This is a genomic window from Pseudomonas sp. NPDC087029 (assembly GCF_044745345.1).
In the GTDB taxonomy this organism is placed as follows: Bacteria; Pseudomonadota; Gammaproteobacteria; order Pseudomonadales; family Pseudomonadaceae; genus Aquipseudomonas; species Aquipseudomonas faucium.
Window position 1 is genome coordinate 738937 of sequence record NZ_JBIVAB010000001.1, and the last position, 15145, is coordinate 754081.

Genomic DNA, 15145 nt, shown 5'->3' on the forward strand with positions numbered 1-15145 from the left:
TCAACGACCCGGCGCGGGTTTCGGCGGGCGGCGAAACAGCGGGCGCGGGGTGCTCGGGTCGAGTTCGCCGAGCTGGCTGCCGGCGGCCTTGAAACCTGAACGCAGCGCCAGGCGCTGGCTGGCCTGGTTGTCGATGTCGGTGGTCAGCCACACCGGCGTGTCGATCGCATCCAGCAAGCTGACCAGCGCTTCACGCATCAGGCCCTGGCCAGTGCTGGCCTGGCTCGCCCAGTAACCCACCTCGTATTCGCCATTGCCGGGGCGCAGGCCGATGCAGCCCAGCACGGCGTCGCCGCCCGCCTGCAGCACGAAAAAGCGCTTTTCTGCCGCCGGGTCGAGGAACTCGCGGGCGCTGGCCTGCAGGCTTTCGCGCACCTCGCCCAGCGTCCAGTTCGGCTTGGCCCAGGCCAAAAAGGGCTGGTGCAGGCTGTAGCTGTCGAGCAGGGCGTGCAGCACCTGCTCGGCCAGCGCCGGGTCGGGGCGTACCAGGCGGGTGCGCGCGGTGGACAGGGTGCGGGGCAGTGTGGGGTAGGGCATGGGCCTTCCTGGCTTTGGCTATGGGATTAGTCCACTAATCATAGAGGCATTGACCGAGCCTGGCAGCGCGTGATCTGCTCGCTAGCCCACCATCATCCCAGGGAAGTGAGGGACCGCCATGCCCGACTACACGCTGCATTGCTTCGCCGAATCCGGCAACGCCTACAAGGCCGCCCTCATGCTCGAACTCACGGGGCAAGACTGGCAGCCGCTGTTCGTCGACTTCTTCAACGGCCAGACCCGTGGCCAGGGCTGGCGCGACGAAGTCAACGAGCAAGGCGAGGTGCCGGTGCTGGAACATGCTGGGCAAACCTTGACCCAGTCGGCGCTGATCCTCGAATACCTGGCCGAACGCACCGGCCAGTTCGGCCCGCGAGACGATGCCGAAAAGCGCGAGATCTGGCGCTGGATGCTGTTCGACAACCACAAGTTCACCGGCTACTACGCGATGCTGCGGTTCTTGTTCTGCCTGAAGAAAACCGGTGAAACCGACGTCACGCGCTTTCTGCGCGATCGGGCCACGGCGGCGTACAAGATCGTCGACGCGCACATGGCGAAGACGCCGTTCATGGTCGGCGGGCGCCTGACCATCGCCGACCTGTCGTTGGCGGGGTATGTGTTCATGCCGGAGGACACCGGCATGGACCTGGCCGCGTTCAGCCACATCGAAGCGTGGAAGAAGCGCATCCAGCAGGTGCCGGGGTGGAAGCCCCCTTATGAGCTGATGCCCAGGACAGCCTGAGCCGGCCTCTTCGCGGGGCAAGCCCGCTCCCACAAGTGCATCGCAGTCTCCAGGCCTGTGGAGATCCTGTGGGAGCGGGCTTGCCCCGCGAAGCATTCGCCGCTGAACTCAGTACCTGACCTCAACCCCCACATACGCCCCGATGCCATCCCCCGGCCAGAACGACGCGGTGTCCAGCCCCCGCGCGTTGTACACCGGCGTCACCGCCGTCACGTAGGCCTTGTTGGCCAGGTTCTTCAGGTCCAGCGAGACCTTCCAGTTGCCCTTCGGCGCCTCGTACCCCAGGTTCGCCCCCCAGATGGTGTACGACGGCGCATACAAGGTATTGGCATAGTCCACCGCCGTGCGCGAGGCCGACTGCACGTTCACCCCGGTGTACCAGCCGCTGTGGTCCTGGTACTGCAGCTCGCCCTGGTAGATGTGCTTGGGCACGCCCGGCAGCTGGTTGTCGCCGAAGGTGTCGTCATGCCGGTAGTAGAAGTCGTTGTAGGTGTACGACTGGCGCCAGCGCACCAGGTCGCCCTGGGGGCTTTCCCACAGGCGGGTATTGAGGCCCGCCTCGACGCCTTGGTGGATCGTAGGCGAGGCATTGAATGCGCCGGTGACCGCCGCCGCGTTGGCGGTGGCCGGGATGATCTGCACGTTCAGCAGCTCGTCGTGGATCCAGGAGCGGTACAGCGCCAGGCTGCCGTCGAAGATGCCGTGGGAGCCCTTGATGCCGACCTCGAAGGTGTTGGCCTTCTGCTCCACCAGCGGGCGGATGTACGGCAGCGTCGGGCCGGAGCCGGAGTACTCCCACGAGGCCGGTGGGTCGATGCTGCGGCTGAAGTTGGTGAACACCTGCAGGTTCGGGCTGAACTCGTAGCGCAGGCCGATGCGCGGGGCGACGCTCCAGTTGTCGTAGTCCTCGTGCTGCCCGAAGTTGGTGGTGTTGGGGTTCACCGCATAGTCGATGTTGACCTTGCGCCGCACGTTGACGAACGACACGCCGCTGGTGAGCCACAGGTTGTCGACCAGGTTGAGGTCGTTGCCCAGGGCGATCACCCGGTCGAACGAGTCCTTGTAGTTGACCTTTTTCAGCGACACCTTGTCGTCGTTGGCCGAGTTCACGCCGCCGCGCAGGTGCTGGGTGGAGGTGAAGGCGATGTTGCTGCGGCTCTCATGGCCGAACAGGTAGTCCACCCGGTCATAGCCCAGCAAGAGGCCCAGGTCGTGCCAGTCCCAGTAGCTGGGGTTGCTGGGGCTGCGCGGGCTGTTGGTGTGGCGGTAGTCGTGGTACGACAGGCCGAAGGTCAGGCGCGCGTCGTCGTCGAAGGTGTAGGTGGTCTTGCTGCCCAGCCAGATGCTGCCGGGGCGGCGCGCACCGGCGCCGCTGCTTTCGGCGGTGGCGCTGGCGCGGCGTGGGTGGTGCAGGGCGTTGTCCAGGGTGGTGGCGCTGGGGTCGTTGTGGGTTTCGTCGCGGTAGCGCAACAGCAGGCGGGTTTCCAGTTTCGGGCTGAAGCGGTAGCCGGCGTTGGCGACGATGCCGGAGCTCTTCGACAGGCTGTAGTCGCGGTAGCCCTCGTTGCGGTAGTTGTCGGCCTGCAGGTAGTAGTCCAGGTCGCCTTCGACGCCGCCGTAGCTGATGCTCTGCTTCTGGTAGTGGTAGCTGCCGGCCTCGGCGCGCACACGCAGGCCGGGGGCGCTGTAGCCGCTGTGGTTGACGAAGTTGACCGCGCCGCCGAGGGTCAGCGCGCCGTACTGGAAGGCGTTGGCGCCGCGCAGGATCTCGGTGTAGTTGACGCCGCTGGCGTTGAGGAATTCGTAGGGGGTGCCGCCTGGGCCGGTCAGCGGCAGGCCGTCGAAGAGGAACTTGATGCCTTCGCGAAAGTAGCCGGGCGAGGTGTTGGCGCCGGAGCCGCGGATGGAGATTTTTGCCGCGTCGTTGCCGCCGGTGGACTGCACGAACACCCCGGGCTGGTAGGCGAGGGTGTCCTGCAGGGTGGCGGTGCGGCCCTTGGCGACCTCTTCGCTGTCGACCACGCTGGTGCCGCCGGGCACTTCGGCCAGGTCGCTGGCGGCCTGTTGCACTTCGCTTTGCTTGGCGCCTTGCACGGTCACCGTGCCAAGGGTCTGCTCAGCCGCTCCCGCAAAGGGGGCCAGCAGGGCCGTGGCGGCGGTGGCCAGGGCGGCCTGGCGGATGGCCAGGCGCAGTGGGTGGGGATGGATCGCACGCATCGTTGTATTCCTTGAAAGTCATCGTAGGTACCTCGGCGTTCTATGGGCATAGTCAGGCCTGTCGAAAACGGTAAGAGCAGTTTCTGTGCCAGGTGGCAAAAGGCCGGAAGTTGTGGGGTTGAACCCAGGTTGCAACTTTTATGTTGAATGGAATAACAACTTTTGTTGTGCCGCTGTTGTAAGTCGAACAGTGCCGGTTATATATAAATACCCATTCTGCTGTGGGAGCGGGCTTGCCCCGCGAACACCGGCAAAAGCCGGTGCCAAGCACCGCGGTGCCTGCTTCGCGGGGCAAACCCGCTCCCACCTGTTGGTAATGCAACAGCGGTTGAGCAGTTTGTTCATTTGTAATGCGAGCTCGGCGAAGTGGGCGCCGTAAATACGCGGCCAACAAGCTGGCACGACAACTGCAATACCCCTTTCGGCATCTAAGGCAATTGGCCTTATATAGGAAGGGAGTCGCGGCATTCGATGAACCACTTTATTCAGCCATGGTGGCTGGCCAGCGCATTATTGATGGCCGCCTGCTCGCCCGCCACACCGCCCGAAACGGCCAACACCCTCAAGGGCGAAGCGGTCAGCGAAGTGAACGGCATCATGCGCTACCCCGCCAGCGACTTCGTCGAGCAGCGCGTCGGCGAGCGCGGCGGCACCTTGCGCGTTTCGGCCGCCAGCGACGCCGGTACCTTCGACATCCACGCCCAGTCCAACGGCAACATGCAGTGGCTGGGGCGCATCCTCTTCGACTGCCTGGTGTACCAGGCCGAGGACGGCACCCTCACGCCGTGGCTGGCAAAAAGCTGGACCATCAGCGCCGATGGCCTGACCTACACCTTCCACCTGCGCGACGACGTCACCTTCAGCGACGGCGAGCGCTTCAATGCCGAAGCGGTGCGGGTCAACCTGGAGCACATGCGCGACCCGAAGACCAAGTCGCCCCTGGCCGCGGCCTACATCGCCCCGTACCTGCAGGGCAGGGTGGTCGACGAGTACACCTTCGAAGCGACCCTGCGCACCCCCTACGCGCCGTTTCTCGATGTGCTGTCGCAAGCCTGGCTGGGCATGATCTCGCCCCGGCAGATTCTCGACGCGCCCAAGAGCATCGCCAGCCAGCCCATCGGCACCGGCCCCTTCGTGCTCACCGGCTGGGTGCGCGACCAGAGCGCCAGCTTCGCCCGCCGCCCCGGCTACCACTGGGCGCCACCCGCCATCGGCCACAACGGCGAGGCCTACCTGGACGGCATCGAGCTGAGCTACGTGCCCGAGGCGATGATCCGCTACACCTCGCTGGAGGCCGCCGACAGCGACATGGCCCTGGACGCCCCGGCGCAGAACGCCGCGGCAATCCGCGCCAACCCGGCATTGACCCTGCGCAACCGCATCCGCAAGGGCAACCCGGCGCGCAGCATCACCTTCAATGTCGAGCGCGCACCGTTCGACGATGTGCGGGTGCGCCAGGCGGTGGCCAAGGCCATCGACCGCAACGGCCTGGCATGGATTTCAGGCTTTGGCGAATACCTGGCCAAGGGCGACTTCCTTGCCGTCAACACCCCAGGCTACGACCCGGTGGCCCGCGATGCCCTGGCCTTCGACCCGGCCGAAGCCGGCCGCCTGCTCGACGCCGCCGGCTGGACCGGCCGCGACAGCCAGGGCTTTCGCACCCGCGCAGGGCAACGCCTGGGCGCCACCTTGCTGACCTACGACAACCCCGCGTTCCCGGCCAACGTCTCGGTCGCCGCCCAAGCCGACCTGCGCAAGGTCGGCTTCGACCTGCGCATCGAGCTGCTGCCGGTCACCAAGGTCATGACCCTGCGCTATGCCGGCGAGTTCGACGCCATCGGCGGCGGCTACTGGCACACCAACACCGCCGACGGCCTGTACATCCTCTACCACAGCCAATCGATCCCCAGCGCGCGGATGCTCGGGCAGAACGTCGGGCATTTCCGCGATGCCGCCCTCGACCAACTGCTCGGCGACGCCCGGCGCAGCACCGACCCGGCGCAGCGCCGTGCGCTGTACCGCCAGGCCCAGCAACGCCTGGGCGAAACCGTGCCGGCCGTGCCCTCGGTGGAGAGCCAGATGCTGCTGGCCTACCGCAAGGCAGTCGGCGGCGTGCTGTTCGACGGCTCGCACAACGTTCCCCTGTTCACCAGCGTTTGGCTGGGCTCTCGAGCACAGCAAAAGGAGCACCCATGAAGCTGCTGGCAACCTTGCTGCGCCGCCTGCGTGACGGCCTGATCGTGCTGTGGGCGGCGGCCAGCCTGACCTTCCTCGGCGTGCAGTACAGCGGCGGCGATACCGCCCTGGCGATCCTCGGCGGCCCGGACGCCATGCCGACCCCGGAAATGCTCGCCCAGGTGCGCGCCGAATATGGCCTCGACCTGCCGCTGTGGCAGCAGTACGGCCACTACCTGGCGCGCCTGGCCAGTGCCGACCTGGGCGAGTCGTACCGCCTGCGCATCCCGGTCGGCCAGGCGATTGCCGAGCAGCTCGGCGCCACCCTGGCCCTGGCCAGCAGCGCGGCCTTGCTGGCGGTGCTGATCGCGCTGCTGTCGGCGCTGCTCACCGCCAACCGCGGGCGGCGTTTGCGCGCGCTGGTGTCGGGGGTGGAGCTGGTGCTGTCGTCGGCGCCCAACTTCGTCATTGGCACCTTGCTGCTGCTGGTGTTCGCCTTCTATTTCCACCTGCTGCCGCCCTCCGGCTCGCGTGGCTGGCGCTCGCTGGTGCTGCCGAGCCTGGCCCTGGCGCTGCCGATTGCCGCAGTGCTGGCCCAGGTGCTGCGCCAGTCGCTGGAGCAGGTGCTGGAACAACCCTTCATCACCCAGGCCCGCGCCCGCGGCCTGTCCGACACCGCCGTGCGCCTGCGCCATGCCCTGCGCCACGCCCTGGTGCCGCTGGTGACCCTGGCCGGCTTCGTCTTCGCCAGCCTGCTCGGTGGCGCGGTGGTGCTGGAGCTGCTGTTCGGCCGCCAGGGCATCGGCCGGCTGATGCTCGACGCCACCGCCAACAAGGACGTGCCGCTGGTGCTGGGCGTGACCCTGCTGGCCGCCGCCCTCTACGTGCTGGTCAACCTGCTGGTGGACCTGGCGACCCAGGCCATCGACCCGCGCACCACGCGCCCCTGAATTCACGAGAAAGGAACCGCCATGAGTCAAACCCCGATTACCGACGCCGAACTGGATGCGCGCTTTGCGCCCATTTACGCGCGCATCGCCGAAGGCGCGGTGGCCCGCGAGCAGCAGCGCACCCTGGCCCAGGAGCCTGTGGCCTGGCTGCGCGAAGCGGGCCTTGGCGCCCTCCGCGTGCCGCGCAGCCACGGCGGCCTCGGCGCGACGTTGCCGCAACTGCTGCGCCAACTGGTGCGCCTGGGCCAGGCCGACTCCAACCTGCCGCAGATCTTCCGCGCCCACTTCGGTTTCGTCGAAGGGCGCCTGTCGTCCCATGACGCAGCCTCCCAGGACTACTGGTTCGCCCGCGTGGTGGCCGGCGAGCTGTGGGGCGCGGCCATGGCCGAGCGCACCGACAGCACCGGTAACACCGTGCAATTGAGCGACAGCGACGAGGGCTACCGGCTCGACGGCGAGAAGTACTACTGCACCGGCACCCTGTACGCCGACTGGGTGGCGGCGGTGGCCAACCATGGCGACGATTTCGTCAGCCTCGCGGTGCCCACCCGCGCCCCGGGCGTGGAACGGGTCGACGACTGGGACGGCTTCGGCCAGCGCCTGACCGGCAGCGGCACCACCCGCTTCGCCCAGGTCAGCGTGCAGCCCGAGCACCTGCTGCGCCGCTTCGCCAAGGGCGAGCTGCGCGCCGAGTCGTACCTCACCGCCTTCTACCAGGCGGTGCACCTGGCCACCCTGGCCGGCATCGCCCGCGCCGTGCTGGCCGACGCCGTGGCCTTCGTCCAGGGCCGTACCCGCACCTTCGGTGTGCCCGGCCAGTCGCAGCCGGGCGAAGACCCGCTGGTGCAGGCCGTGGTCGGCCGCCTGGCGAGCCTGGCGTTTGCCGCCGAGGCCCAGGTCAGCGCCGTCGGGCAGAGCCTGCAGGCGGTGGATGAAGCCGGCCAGGCTGGCGAGGTGCCCGAGCAGCTGTACACCGATGCCGAAATCCACACCTTCCAGGCCCAGCAGGTCGTCCTGGCGCAGGTGCTGGAGGCCAGCACCTTGCTCTTCGAAGTGGGCGGCGCCTCGGCCACCAGCCGCGCCCGCAGCTTCGACCGCCACTGGCGCAACGCACGCACCCTGGCCTCGCACAACCCGGCGATCCAGCGCGAACAGGCGCTGGGCAACTACTACCTCAACGGCATCAGCCCGGCCCAGGCCTGGCGTGCCCGGCACGCCGCCGCCAGCGCAGGGCAGGGCAGCGGCGACGAAGCCAGCGCGGTGTGAACAGGAGAACCACGATGAGCAGCAAACAGATGAGCCTGGGCATGAACATCCTCGGCTTCGGCTCGCACTCAGGCGCCTGGCGCCAGGGCGAGGCGGCGATCGATGCCTACATCGACGTCAACTACTACCGCGACATCGCCAAGCTCTCCGAGCGCGGCTGCCTGGACGCGATCTTCCTGGCCGACGGCCCGGCACTGCCGCCCGACGTGTCCAGCCAACCGGGCGGACGCCTGGAGCCGACCGTGCTGCTGACTGCCGTGGCCGCGGCCACCGAGCGCATCGGCGTGATCGCCACCTGCTCCAGCACCTACAACGAGCCGTTCAACCTGGCCCGGCGCATCGCCTCGCTGGACCACATCAGCGGCGGCCGCGCCGCGTGGAACGTGGTGACCAACGCCGGTGACGCCGCCGCGCAGAACTTCGGCCTGACCGGCGCACCGCTGCACGTCGACCGCTACGGCCGCGCCGAGGAGTTCGTCGACGTGACCCTGAAGCTGTGGGACAGCTGGGAGGACGACGCGATCATCGGCGACCGCGCAGGCGGGCGCTTCGCCGACCCGCGCAAGGTCCACACCCTGGATTTCAAGGGCCAGCATTTTCAGGTGCGCGGCCCGCTCAACCTGCCGCGCTCGCCGCAAGGCCGGCCGGTGCTGGTGCAGGCCGGCTCCTCCGAAGGCGGCAAGGCGCTGGGTTCGCGCTATGCCGATGCGATCTTCACCACCCAGACCACCCTGGCCGACGGCCAGGCCTTCTACCGCGAGATGAAGGCCCGGGCCAAGGCCTGGGGGCGCAACCCCGAGCACCTGAAGATCATGCCGGGGCTGTCGACGGTGATCGCCAGCACCGAGGCCGAGGCCCATGCCCGCTTCGACGAGCTCAATGCCTGGCATGGCGAGCATGGCCTGTTGCAGCAGGTGGCCGGGCGCATTGGCATCGACGCGCGCGAGCTGGACCCGGACGCGCCGCTGCCGTGGGAGCGGATTGGCGCGGTGGCGGATTTCGAGCGCGGCTCGCATGGCTTTCTGGAGGCGCAGCTGAACCTGGCGCGCAGCGAGAACCTGACCATTCGCCAGCTGTCGCGGCGGATTCTGGTGGGGCATCGGTTGGCGGTGGGCACGCCGGAGCAGGTCGCCGACACCTTGGCCGAGTGGTTCCTGGCGGGGGCGGGGGATGGCTTCAACATCATGCCCGACATGTTCCCGTCGGGGGCGCGGGTGTTTGTCGAGGAGGTGGTGCCGTTGCTGCAGAAGCGTGGGTTGTTCCGGACCGAGTACAGCGGCACGACCTTGCGAGAGCATTTGGGGTTGCCTAAGGCGGTGAACCAGTTTTCCGAGGCTCGGCGCGAGATTGCGTCGGCTGTTTGATGGGGGCGCTGCGCGCCCCTTTCGCGACACAAGGCCGCTCCTACAGAGGATCGCGGTGTTCTGTAGGAGCGGCCTTGTGTCGCGAAAGGGCTGCAAAGCAGCCCCAAGATCCCAATCCCAACCCAAGGACCCACCCATGCGCTACCGCCCACTAGGCCACACCCACCTCCAAGTCAGCCTGCTCAGCCTCGGCACCATGACCTGGGGCCACCAGAACAGCGAACAGGACGCCCACCAGCAACTGGACGCCGCCCTCGCCGCCGGCATCAACTTGATCGACACCGCCGAGATGTACCCCACCCCCACCCGCGCCGACACCTGGACCACCACCGAGCGCTACATCGGCAACTGGATCAAAGCCCGCGGCAACCGTGACAAGTACATCCTCGCCAGCAAGATCGCCGGCCCCTCCCGCGAGCCCGGCGCCCAGGCGCACATCCGCGATGGCCTGTCGCACCACGACCGCAAGCACATCGTCGCCGCCCTGGAAGGCAGCCTGCGCCGGTTGAACACCGACTACCTGGACCTCTACCAGCTGCACTGGCCCGACCGCACCAGCAACTTCTTCGGCATCCGCGAATACCCCTACGCCGACGACCACCCGCAAACCACAGCCATCGAAGAAACCCTGGCGGTGCTTGACGACCAGGTGAAGGCCGGCAAGGTGCGCCATATCGGCGTGTCCAACGAAACCCCGTGGGGCGTGGCGCAGTTCCTGCGCCACAGCGAAGAACAGGGCCTGGCGCGCATCGCCAGCATCCAGAACCCCTACAGCCTGCTCAACCGCCTGTACGAAACCGGCCTGTCGGAGTTCAGCCATCGCGAAGGCGTGAGCCTGCTGGCCTATTCGCCGCTGGCCTTCGGCGCGCTGACCGGCAAGTACCTGAACGGCGCCCGGCCCGAAGGCTCGCGGCTGTCGTCGGTGTACCGCACCTTCAACCGCTATGGCAGCGAGGAGGCCAACAGCGCCATCGCCAGCTATGTGCAAATCGCCCGCGAGCACGGCCTGACCCCGGCGCAATTGGCGCTGGCCTTCGTCATCCGCCAGCCGTTCGTGGCCAGCGCGATCACCGGGCAGACCAGCTTGCTGCAGTTGCAGGAAAACCTCGGGGCGCTGGATGTGCAGTTGAGCGAAGAAGTGCTGGCCCAGATCCAGGCCGTGCACCGGCGCATCCCCAACCCGGCACCGTAGCCGAATGCTTTTCTCTTTTGTGGGAGCCGGCTTGCCGGCGATCACCGGCGCAGCCGGTGCCATGCACCGCAGTGCCCCCATCGCCGGCAAGCCGGCTCCCACGGATAGCGCTGCATCAGAAGGACAGTCATGAACGCCATCGCCCCATCACCTCTGGTCTTGTCCACGCGCCCCCGCTGGCTGTCCCGCCCCGGGCTTTACCTGGCCTGGGCCACGCTCGCCTTGCTGCTGCTGGCCGTCGCCGCACCCGGCTGGCTATCCCCAGCCGACCCCCTGGCCGCCGACGCCCGCCTGGCCTACCTCCCGCCCAACACCACCCACTGGCTGGGCACCGACGAAAACGGCCGCGACGTACTCACCCGGCTGATCCACGGCGCCCGCCCATCCCTGCTGATCGGCCTGGCCGCGACCCTGCTCGGCCTCGGCCTGGGCACGCTGCTCGGCGTGCTGTCGGGCCTGGCCCCGGCCTGGCTGGACAACCTGCTGATGCGCGCCGTCGATGTGCTGCTGGCGTTCCCCGACCTGCTGCTGGCGCTGGTGATCATCACCCTGTTCGGCCAGGGCACCAGCAACCTGATCCTCGCCGTGGGCATCGCCTCGGTGCCGCGCTACGCCCGCCTGGTGCGCGCGCAAACCCTGACCATCCGCCACGCAGGCTTCGTCGAGGCGGCGCTGACCCTGGGCCGCCGGCCGCTGGCGGTGGTGTTCGAGCATGTCTTGCCCAACGCCGTGCAACCGGTGCTGATCCTGGCTTGCATTGGCCTCGGCGGCGCCATCACCGCCGCTGCCGCGCTGAGCTTCCTGGGCTTTGGCGCGCCGCCACCTGCGCCGGAATGGGGCGCGATGATGGCCGTGGCCCGCAACTTCATGGCCAACGCCCCCTGGCTGATGGCCTGGCCGGCGCTGGCAATCACCATCACCGTCATCGCCATCACCGCCATCGGGCGTGACTGGCTACGCCGCAGCGAGGGCAGGCAACCATGAGCATTTTCGAGATTCAGCCACCGCTGGTGGATATCCGCGACCTGCGGGTGAGCTTCAACGGCGTGCCGGTGGTGCACGGCGTGAGCCTGCAGTTGCAGGCCGGGCAGTGCCTGGCGCTGGTGGGCGAGTCGGGCTCGGGCAAGAGCGTCACCGCCCGCACCCTGGTCGGCCTGACCGGCGCCGGCGCGCAGGTGCAGGCGCAGCGCCTGGCGTTCGCCGGGCAGGACCTGCTCGGCGTCGACCAGGCCACCTGGCAGCGCCTGCGCGGCGGGCGGGTCGGCTTCGTCATGCAGGACGCGCTGGGCTCGCTCGACCCGCTGCGCCGGGTTGGCGCCGAAATCGAAGAGCCGCTGTTCCAGCACACCCGCCTTGGCAGCGAACAACGCCGCCTGCGTGTGCTGGAGCTGCTGCGCCAGGTCGGCGTGCCCGAGCCCGAGGTGCGCGCCCGGCAATACCCCTGGCAGCTCTCCGGCGGCCTGCGCCAGCGCGCCCTGATCGCCTCGGCCATCGCCTGCCAGCCGCGCCTGCTGATCGCCGATGAGCCGACCACCGCGCTTGATGCCACGGTGCAGGCGCAGATCCTCGACCTGCTGGCGCAACTGCGGGCGCACGACAACAGCCTGCTGATGGTCAGCCACGACCTGGCGGTGGTCGCGCGCCTGGCCGACCAGGTGGCGGTGATGCGCCATGGCCAGGTGGTGGAGCAGGGCAGCGCCGAGCAGATCCTGCAAGACCCGCAAGACCCCTACACCCAGCGCCTGCTGCGGGCGGCGCGGGCGGTGCATTTCCAGCGGCCGCTGGTGCCGGCGCTGGCGTTGCTGGAGCAAGCCGTGAACCAACAACCGGTGCTGCTCGAGGCCCGTGGCCTGGGCAAGGCCTTCATTGGCCCGGACGGCCAGCCGCGCCCGGTGCTCAGGGATGTTTCCCTGCAGCTGCGGGCGGGGCAGACGCTGGGAGTGGTCGGCGAGTCCGGCTCCGGCAAGAGCACCCTGGGGCGCATCCTGCTCGGTCTGGAGCGCCCGGAACAGGGCACGGTGCACTTTGCCGGTGAAGACTGGCTGGCACTCACGGCCGAGCAGCAGCGCCAGGTGCGCCAGGGCATCCAGGTGGTGTTCCAGGACCCGCTGGCCTCGTTCGACCCGCGCTACACGGTATTGCGGGTGCTGTCCGAGGCACTGGCCCAGGCCGGCGTGCCGCGAGGGTTGCGGCGTACCGAGGCGGCGGCGTTGCTGGAGCGGGTGCAGTTGCCGGGCAACGTGCTCGACCGGCGCCCGCTGGAGCTCTCCGGGGGCCAGCGCCAGCGCATTGCGATTGCCCGGGCGCTGGCGATGAAGCCGCGGGTGCTGGTGCTGGACGAGCCGGTGTCGGCGCTGGATGTGTCGGTGCAGGCGCGGATTCTGGCGCTGCTGGCCGAGCTCAAGGCCGAACTCAACCTGGCGTGCATTTTCATCTCCCACGATTTGGGCGTGGTGGAGCAGGTGAGCGACCAGGTGCTGGTGATGCAGGGGGGCAGGGTGGTGGAGCAGGGCAGCGTAGAGCAAGTGATGCGCCAGCCGCGCCATGCCTATACCCGCGCACTGCTCGATGCCGTGCCCAGTTTGCCAGCGGCGCAGCCGCGCTGGGTCAGCCGGATTGCTGTTTGAAGCCACCGGCCCTATCGCCGGCAAGCCGGCTCCCACAGGTACCCCACAACGCTTGAAATTGTGGGGCCCCTGTGGGAGCCGGCTTGCCGGCGATAGGGCCAGTGGCAGCACCTGAACTCTGAGGAAACCACCGTGACATCCACCCACCGCCTCCCCGATGGCTGGGACATCCGCCACCTGCCCGACACCCCCATGGCCTTCGTCCGCGCCTTCATCCTGCGCCACCCGCTGGCCTACGGCGGCATGCTCGCCTTGCAGACCCTTTCGGTACTCTGCGCCGTGCTGGTGCCCTGGCAACTGGGCCAGCTCACCCGCCTGGTCAGCCAGGGCCTGGACGCCGCGCGCGCGGTCGATGCCCTGGCCTGGCCCCTGGCCGGTTTCGCCGCACTGCTGGCCGTGGAAATGCTCAGCATGCGCCTGGCCAGCGGCCTGCACATCCATACCGTGCCGCGCCAGCGGCGCGCCGTGACCCAGGCGCTGTTCGCCTACCTGCAACGCCATTCGCACCGCTACATCACCAGCGAATTCGCCGGCGCCCTGGCGCACCGCATCAGCGAAGTGGCGCTGGGCACCACCCAGACCCTGGCCATCCTCATCTTCGACCTGATCCCGCTGCTGGCCACCCTGGCCCTGGCGGTGGTCCTGCTGGCCACCGCCAACGCCTGGCTGGCCGCGTTCATGGGCCTGTGGGCGTTGGGCTTTCTGACCCTGTGCTGGTTCCTCGCCCGCCGCAGCCACCCCCTGGCCCGCGATTTCGCCGCGGCGCGCAGTGTGAGCACCGGCAAGGTGGTGGACGCGGTGACCAACCTCACCAACATCCGCCTGTTCGCCCGCCACCCCTACGAGCACAGTTACCTGGGGCGCTTTCTCGACCGCGAGGTGGCCGCCGCCGACCGCTCGCTGGGCTACATGGAAAAGATCCGCTGGCTGCAGAACGCCTGTGGTGTGCTGCTCAAGCTCGGCATCCTGCTGCTGGCGCTGTGGCTGTGGCAGCGCGGCAGCATCGACATCGCCACCTTCGTCACCGCCACCAGCCTGTCGCTGATGATCATCACCGACGTGGCCGGCCTGTCACGGCGCCTGCTGGAGTTCTTCGAAGCCATGGGCAACATCGCCAACGGCGTGCGCACGCTGGTGCGCCCGCATGAGGTGCGCGATGCCAGCCAGGCGCAGCCGCTCAAGGTGGAGCGGGGCGAGGTGCGCTTTGCCGATGTGACCTTTGGCTATCACCCGGGGCGGCCAATCTTTCAGGGCCTGAACCTGCATATCCCGGCAGGCCAGCGCGTTGGCCTGGTGGGCGCTTCCGGCTCGGGCAAGTCGACGCTGCTGGGGTTGCTGCTGCGGCTGTATGACGTGAACGGCGGGCAAGTGCTGATCGATGGCCAGGACGTGCGCACGGTGACCCAGCACTCGCTGCACGAGCAGGTGGGGCTGATCCCGCAGGAGCCGGGGCTGTTTCATCGCAGCATCCGCGAAAACATCCATTACGGGCGCCTGGATGCCGGCGATGAGGCCGTGCAGGCGGCCATCGACCGGGCCGGGGCGCGGGACTTCATCGAGTCCATGGAGCTGGGTTTCGATTCGTTGGTGGGGGAGCGTGGGGTGAAGTTGTCCGGTGGGCAGCGCCAGCGCATCGCCATTGCCCGGGTGCTGCTGAAGAACGCGCCGATCCTGGTGATGGACGAAGCCACTTCGAGCCTGGATTCGATTACCGAGCGGTACATCCAGGACAAGCTGGACGAGATCATGGAGGACAAGACGGTGATCGTGGTGGCGCATCGGTTGTCGACCGTGGCGCACCTGGATCGGATCGTGGTGTTCGATGATGGGCGGGTGGTGGAGGATGGCAGCCATGCGCAGTTGCTGGCGCGGCGGGGGTATTACCATCGGTTGTGGAGCCGGCAGGGGGAGGTGGCGTGAGGGTTTTGAAGGGCTCGCCTTAAGGGTTTTGAAGTGTTTGCCTTAAGGGTTTTTGCGCCTATGAGATCGAGCGCCGCCCGCGCGGCGCATCGCGGATAAATCCGCTCCTACATTTGTTGCAACGTGCCTATGCCTGATAGGCCATGGTTGCCAGC

The 15145-nt window shown here is 68.1% G+C and carries 11 protein-coding genes; 9 read left to right on the plus strand and 2 right to left on the minus strand.

Annotated features, from left to right (window positions below; genetic code table 11):
* A complete protein-coding gene (locus tag ACIPG5_RS03390) occupies positions 1–537 on the minus strand; it encodes a GNAT family N-acetyltransferase (RefSeq protein WP_401373331.1) in 537 nt (178 codons plus the stop codon).
* A gap of 118 nt (positions 538–655) precedes the next feature.
* On the opposite strand from ACIPG5_RS03390, the gene ACIPG5_RS03395 reads away from it, so the two are divergent.
* Positions 656–1279, plus strand: a complete 624-nt coding sequence (locus tag ACIPG5_RS03395) for a glutathione S-transferase family protein (protein WP_401373333.1) — start codon at positions 656–658, stop codon at positions 1277–1279.
* A 108-nt stretch (positions 1280–1387) separates the two neighbouring features.
* Here ACIPG5_RS03395 and ACIPG5_RS03400 read toward each other — a convergent pair whose 3' ends face one another.
* Positions 1388–3496 carry a TonB-dependent receptor family protein gene (locus tag ACIPG5_RS03400; protein WP_401373335.1) on the minus strand — a complete coding sequence of 703 codons (2109 nt, stop codon included), beginning with the start codon at positions 3494–3496 and terminating at the stop codon, positions 1388–1390.
* A gap of 471 nt (positions 3497–3967) precedes the next feature.
* Between ACIPG5_RS03400 and ACIPG5_RS03405 the strand changes: the two genes are divergently transcribed.
* The 8 genes from ACIPG5_RS03405 (at position 3968) to ACIPG5_RS03440 (ending at position 14990) form a co-directional block, all read left to right on the plus strand.
* Complete coding sequence (locus ACIPG5_RS03405) at positions 3968–5692, plus strand: ABC transporter substrate-binding protein (protein ID WP_401373337.1); 1725 nt, start codon at positions 3968–3970, stop codon at positions 5690–5692.
* The gene (locus tag ACIPG5_RS03410) at positions 5689–6621 is read left to right on the plus strand and encodes an ABC transporter permease (protein WP_176517856.1); all 933 of its coding nucleotides are present in this window, start codon (positions 5689–5691) and stop codon (positions 6619–6621) included. The genes ACIPG5_RS03405 and ACIPG5_RS03410 overlap by 4 nt, the downstream gene beginning before the upstream one ends.
* A 21-nt stretch (positions 6622–6642) precedes the next feature.
* On the plus strand, positions 6643–7887 hold the full coding sequence (locus ACIPG5_RS03415; protein ID WP_401373339.1) for an acyl-CoA dehydrogenase: 1245 nt from the start codon (positions 6643–6645) through the stop codon (positions 7885–7887).
* Positions 7888–7901: 14 nt separating this feature from the next.
* Positions 7902–9251 (plus strand): LLM class flavin-dependent oxidoreductase, encoded by a 1350-nt coding sequence (locus ACIPG5_RS03420; protein WP_401373341.1) that lies wholly within the window; start codon positions 7902–7904, stop codon positions 9249–9251.
* Positions 9252–9387: 136 nt separating this feature from the next.
* Entirely contained in the window at positions 9388–10443 is a 1056-nt protein-coding gene (locus ACIPG5_RS03425; protein ID WP_401373343.1) for an NADP(H)-dependent aldo-keto reductase, read from the plus strand.
* Positions 10444–10572: 129 nt separating this feature from the next.
* Positions 10573–11427, plus strand: coding sequence for an ABC transporter permease (locus tag ACIPG5_RS03430; protein WP_401373345.1), 855 nt, complete (start codon positions 10573–10575; stop codon positions 11425–11427).
* Complete coding sequence (locus tag ACIPG5_RS03435) at positions 11424–13070, plus strand: dipeptide ABC transporter ATP-binding protein (RefSeq protein ID WP_401373347.1); 1647 nt, start codon at positions 11424–11426, stop codon at positions 13068–13070. The genes ACIPG5_RS03430 and ACIPG5_RS03435 overlap by 4 nt, the downstream gene beginning before the upstream one ends.
* Positions 13071–13202: 132 nt before the next feature.
* Positions 13203–14990 (plus strand): ABC transporter ATP-binding protein, encoded by a 1788-nt coding sequence (locus ACIPG5_RS03440; RefSeq protein WP_176517850.1) that lies wholly within the window; start codon positions 13203–13205, stop codon positions 14988–14990.
* Positions 14991–15145: the final 155 nt, after the last annotated feature.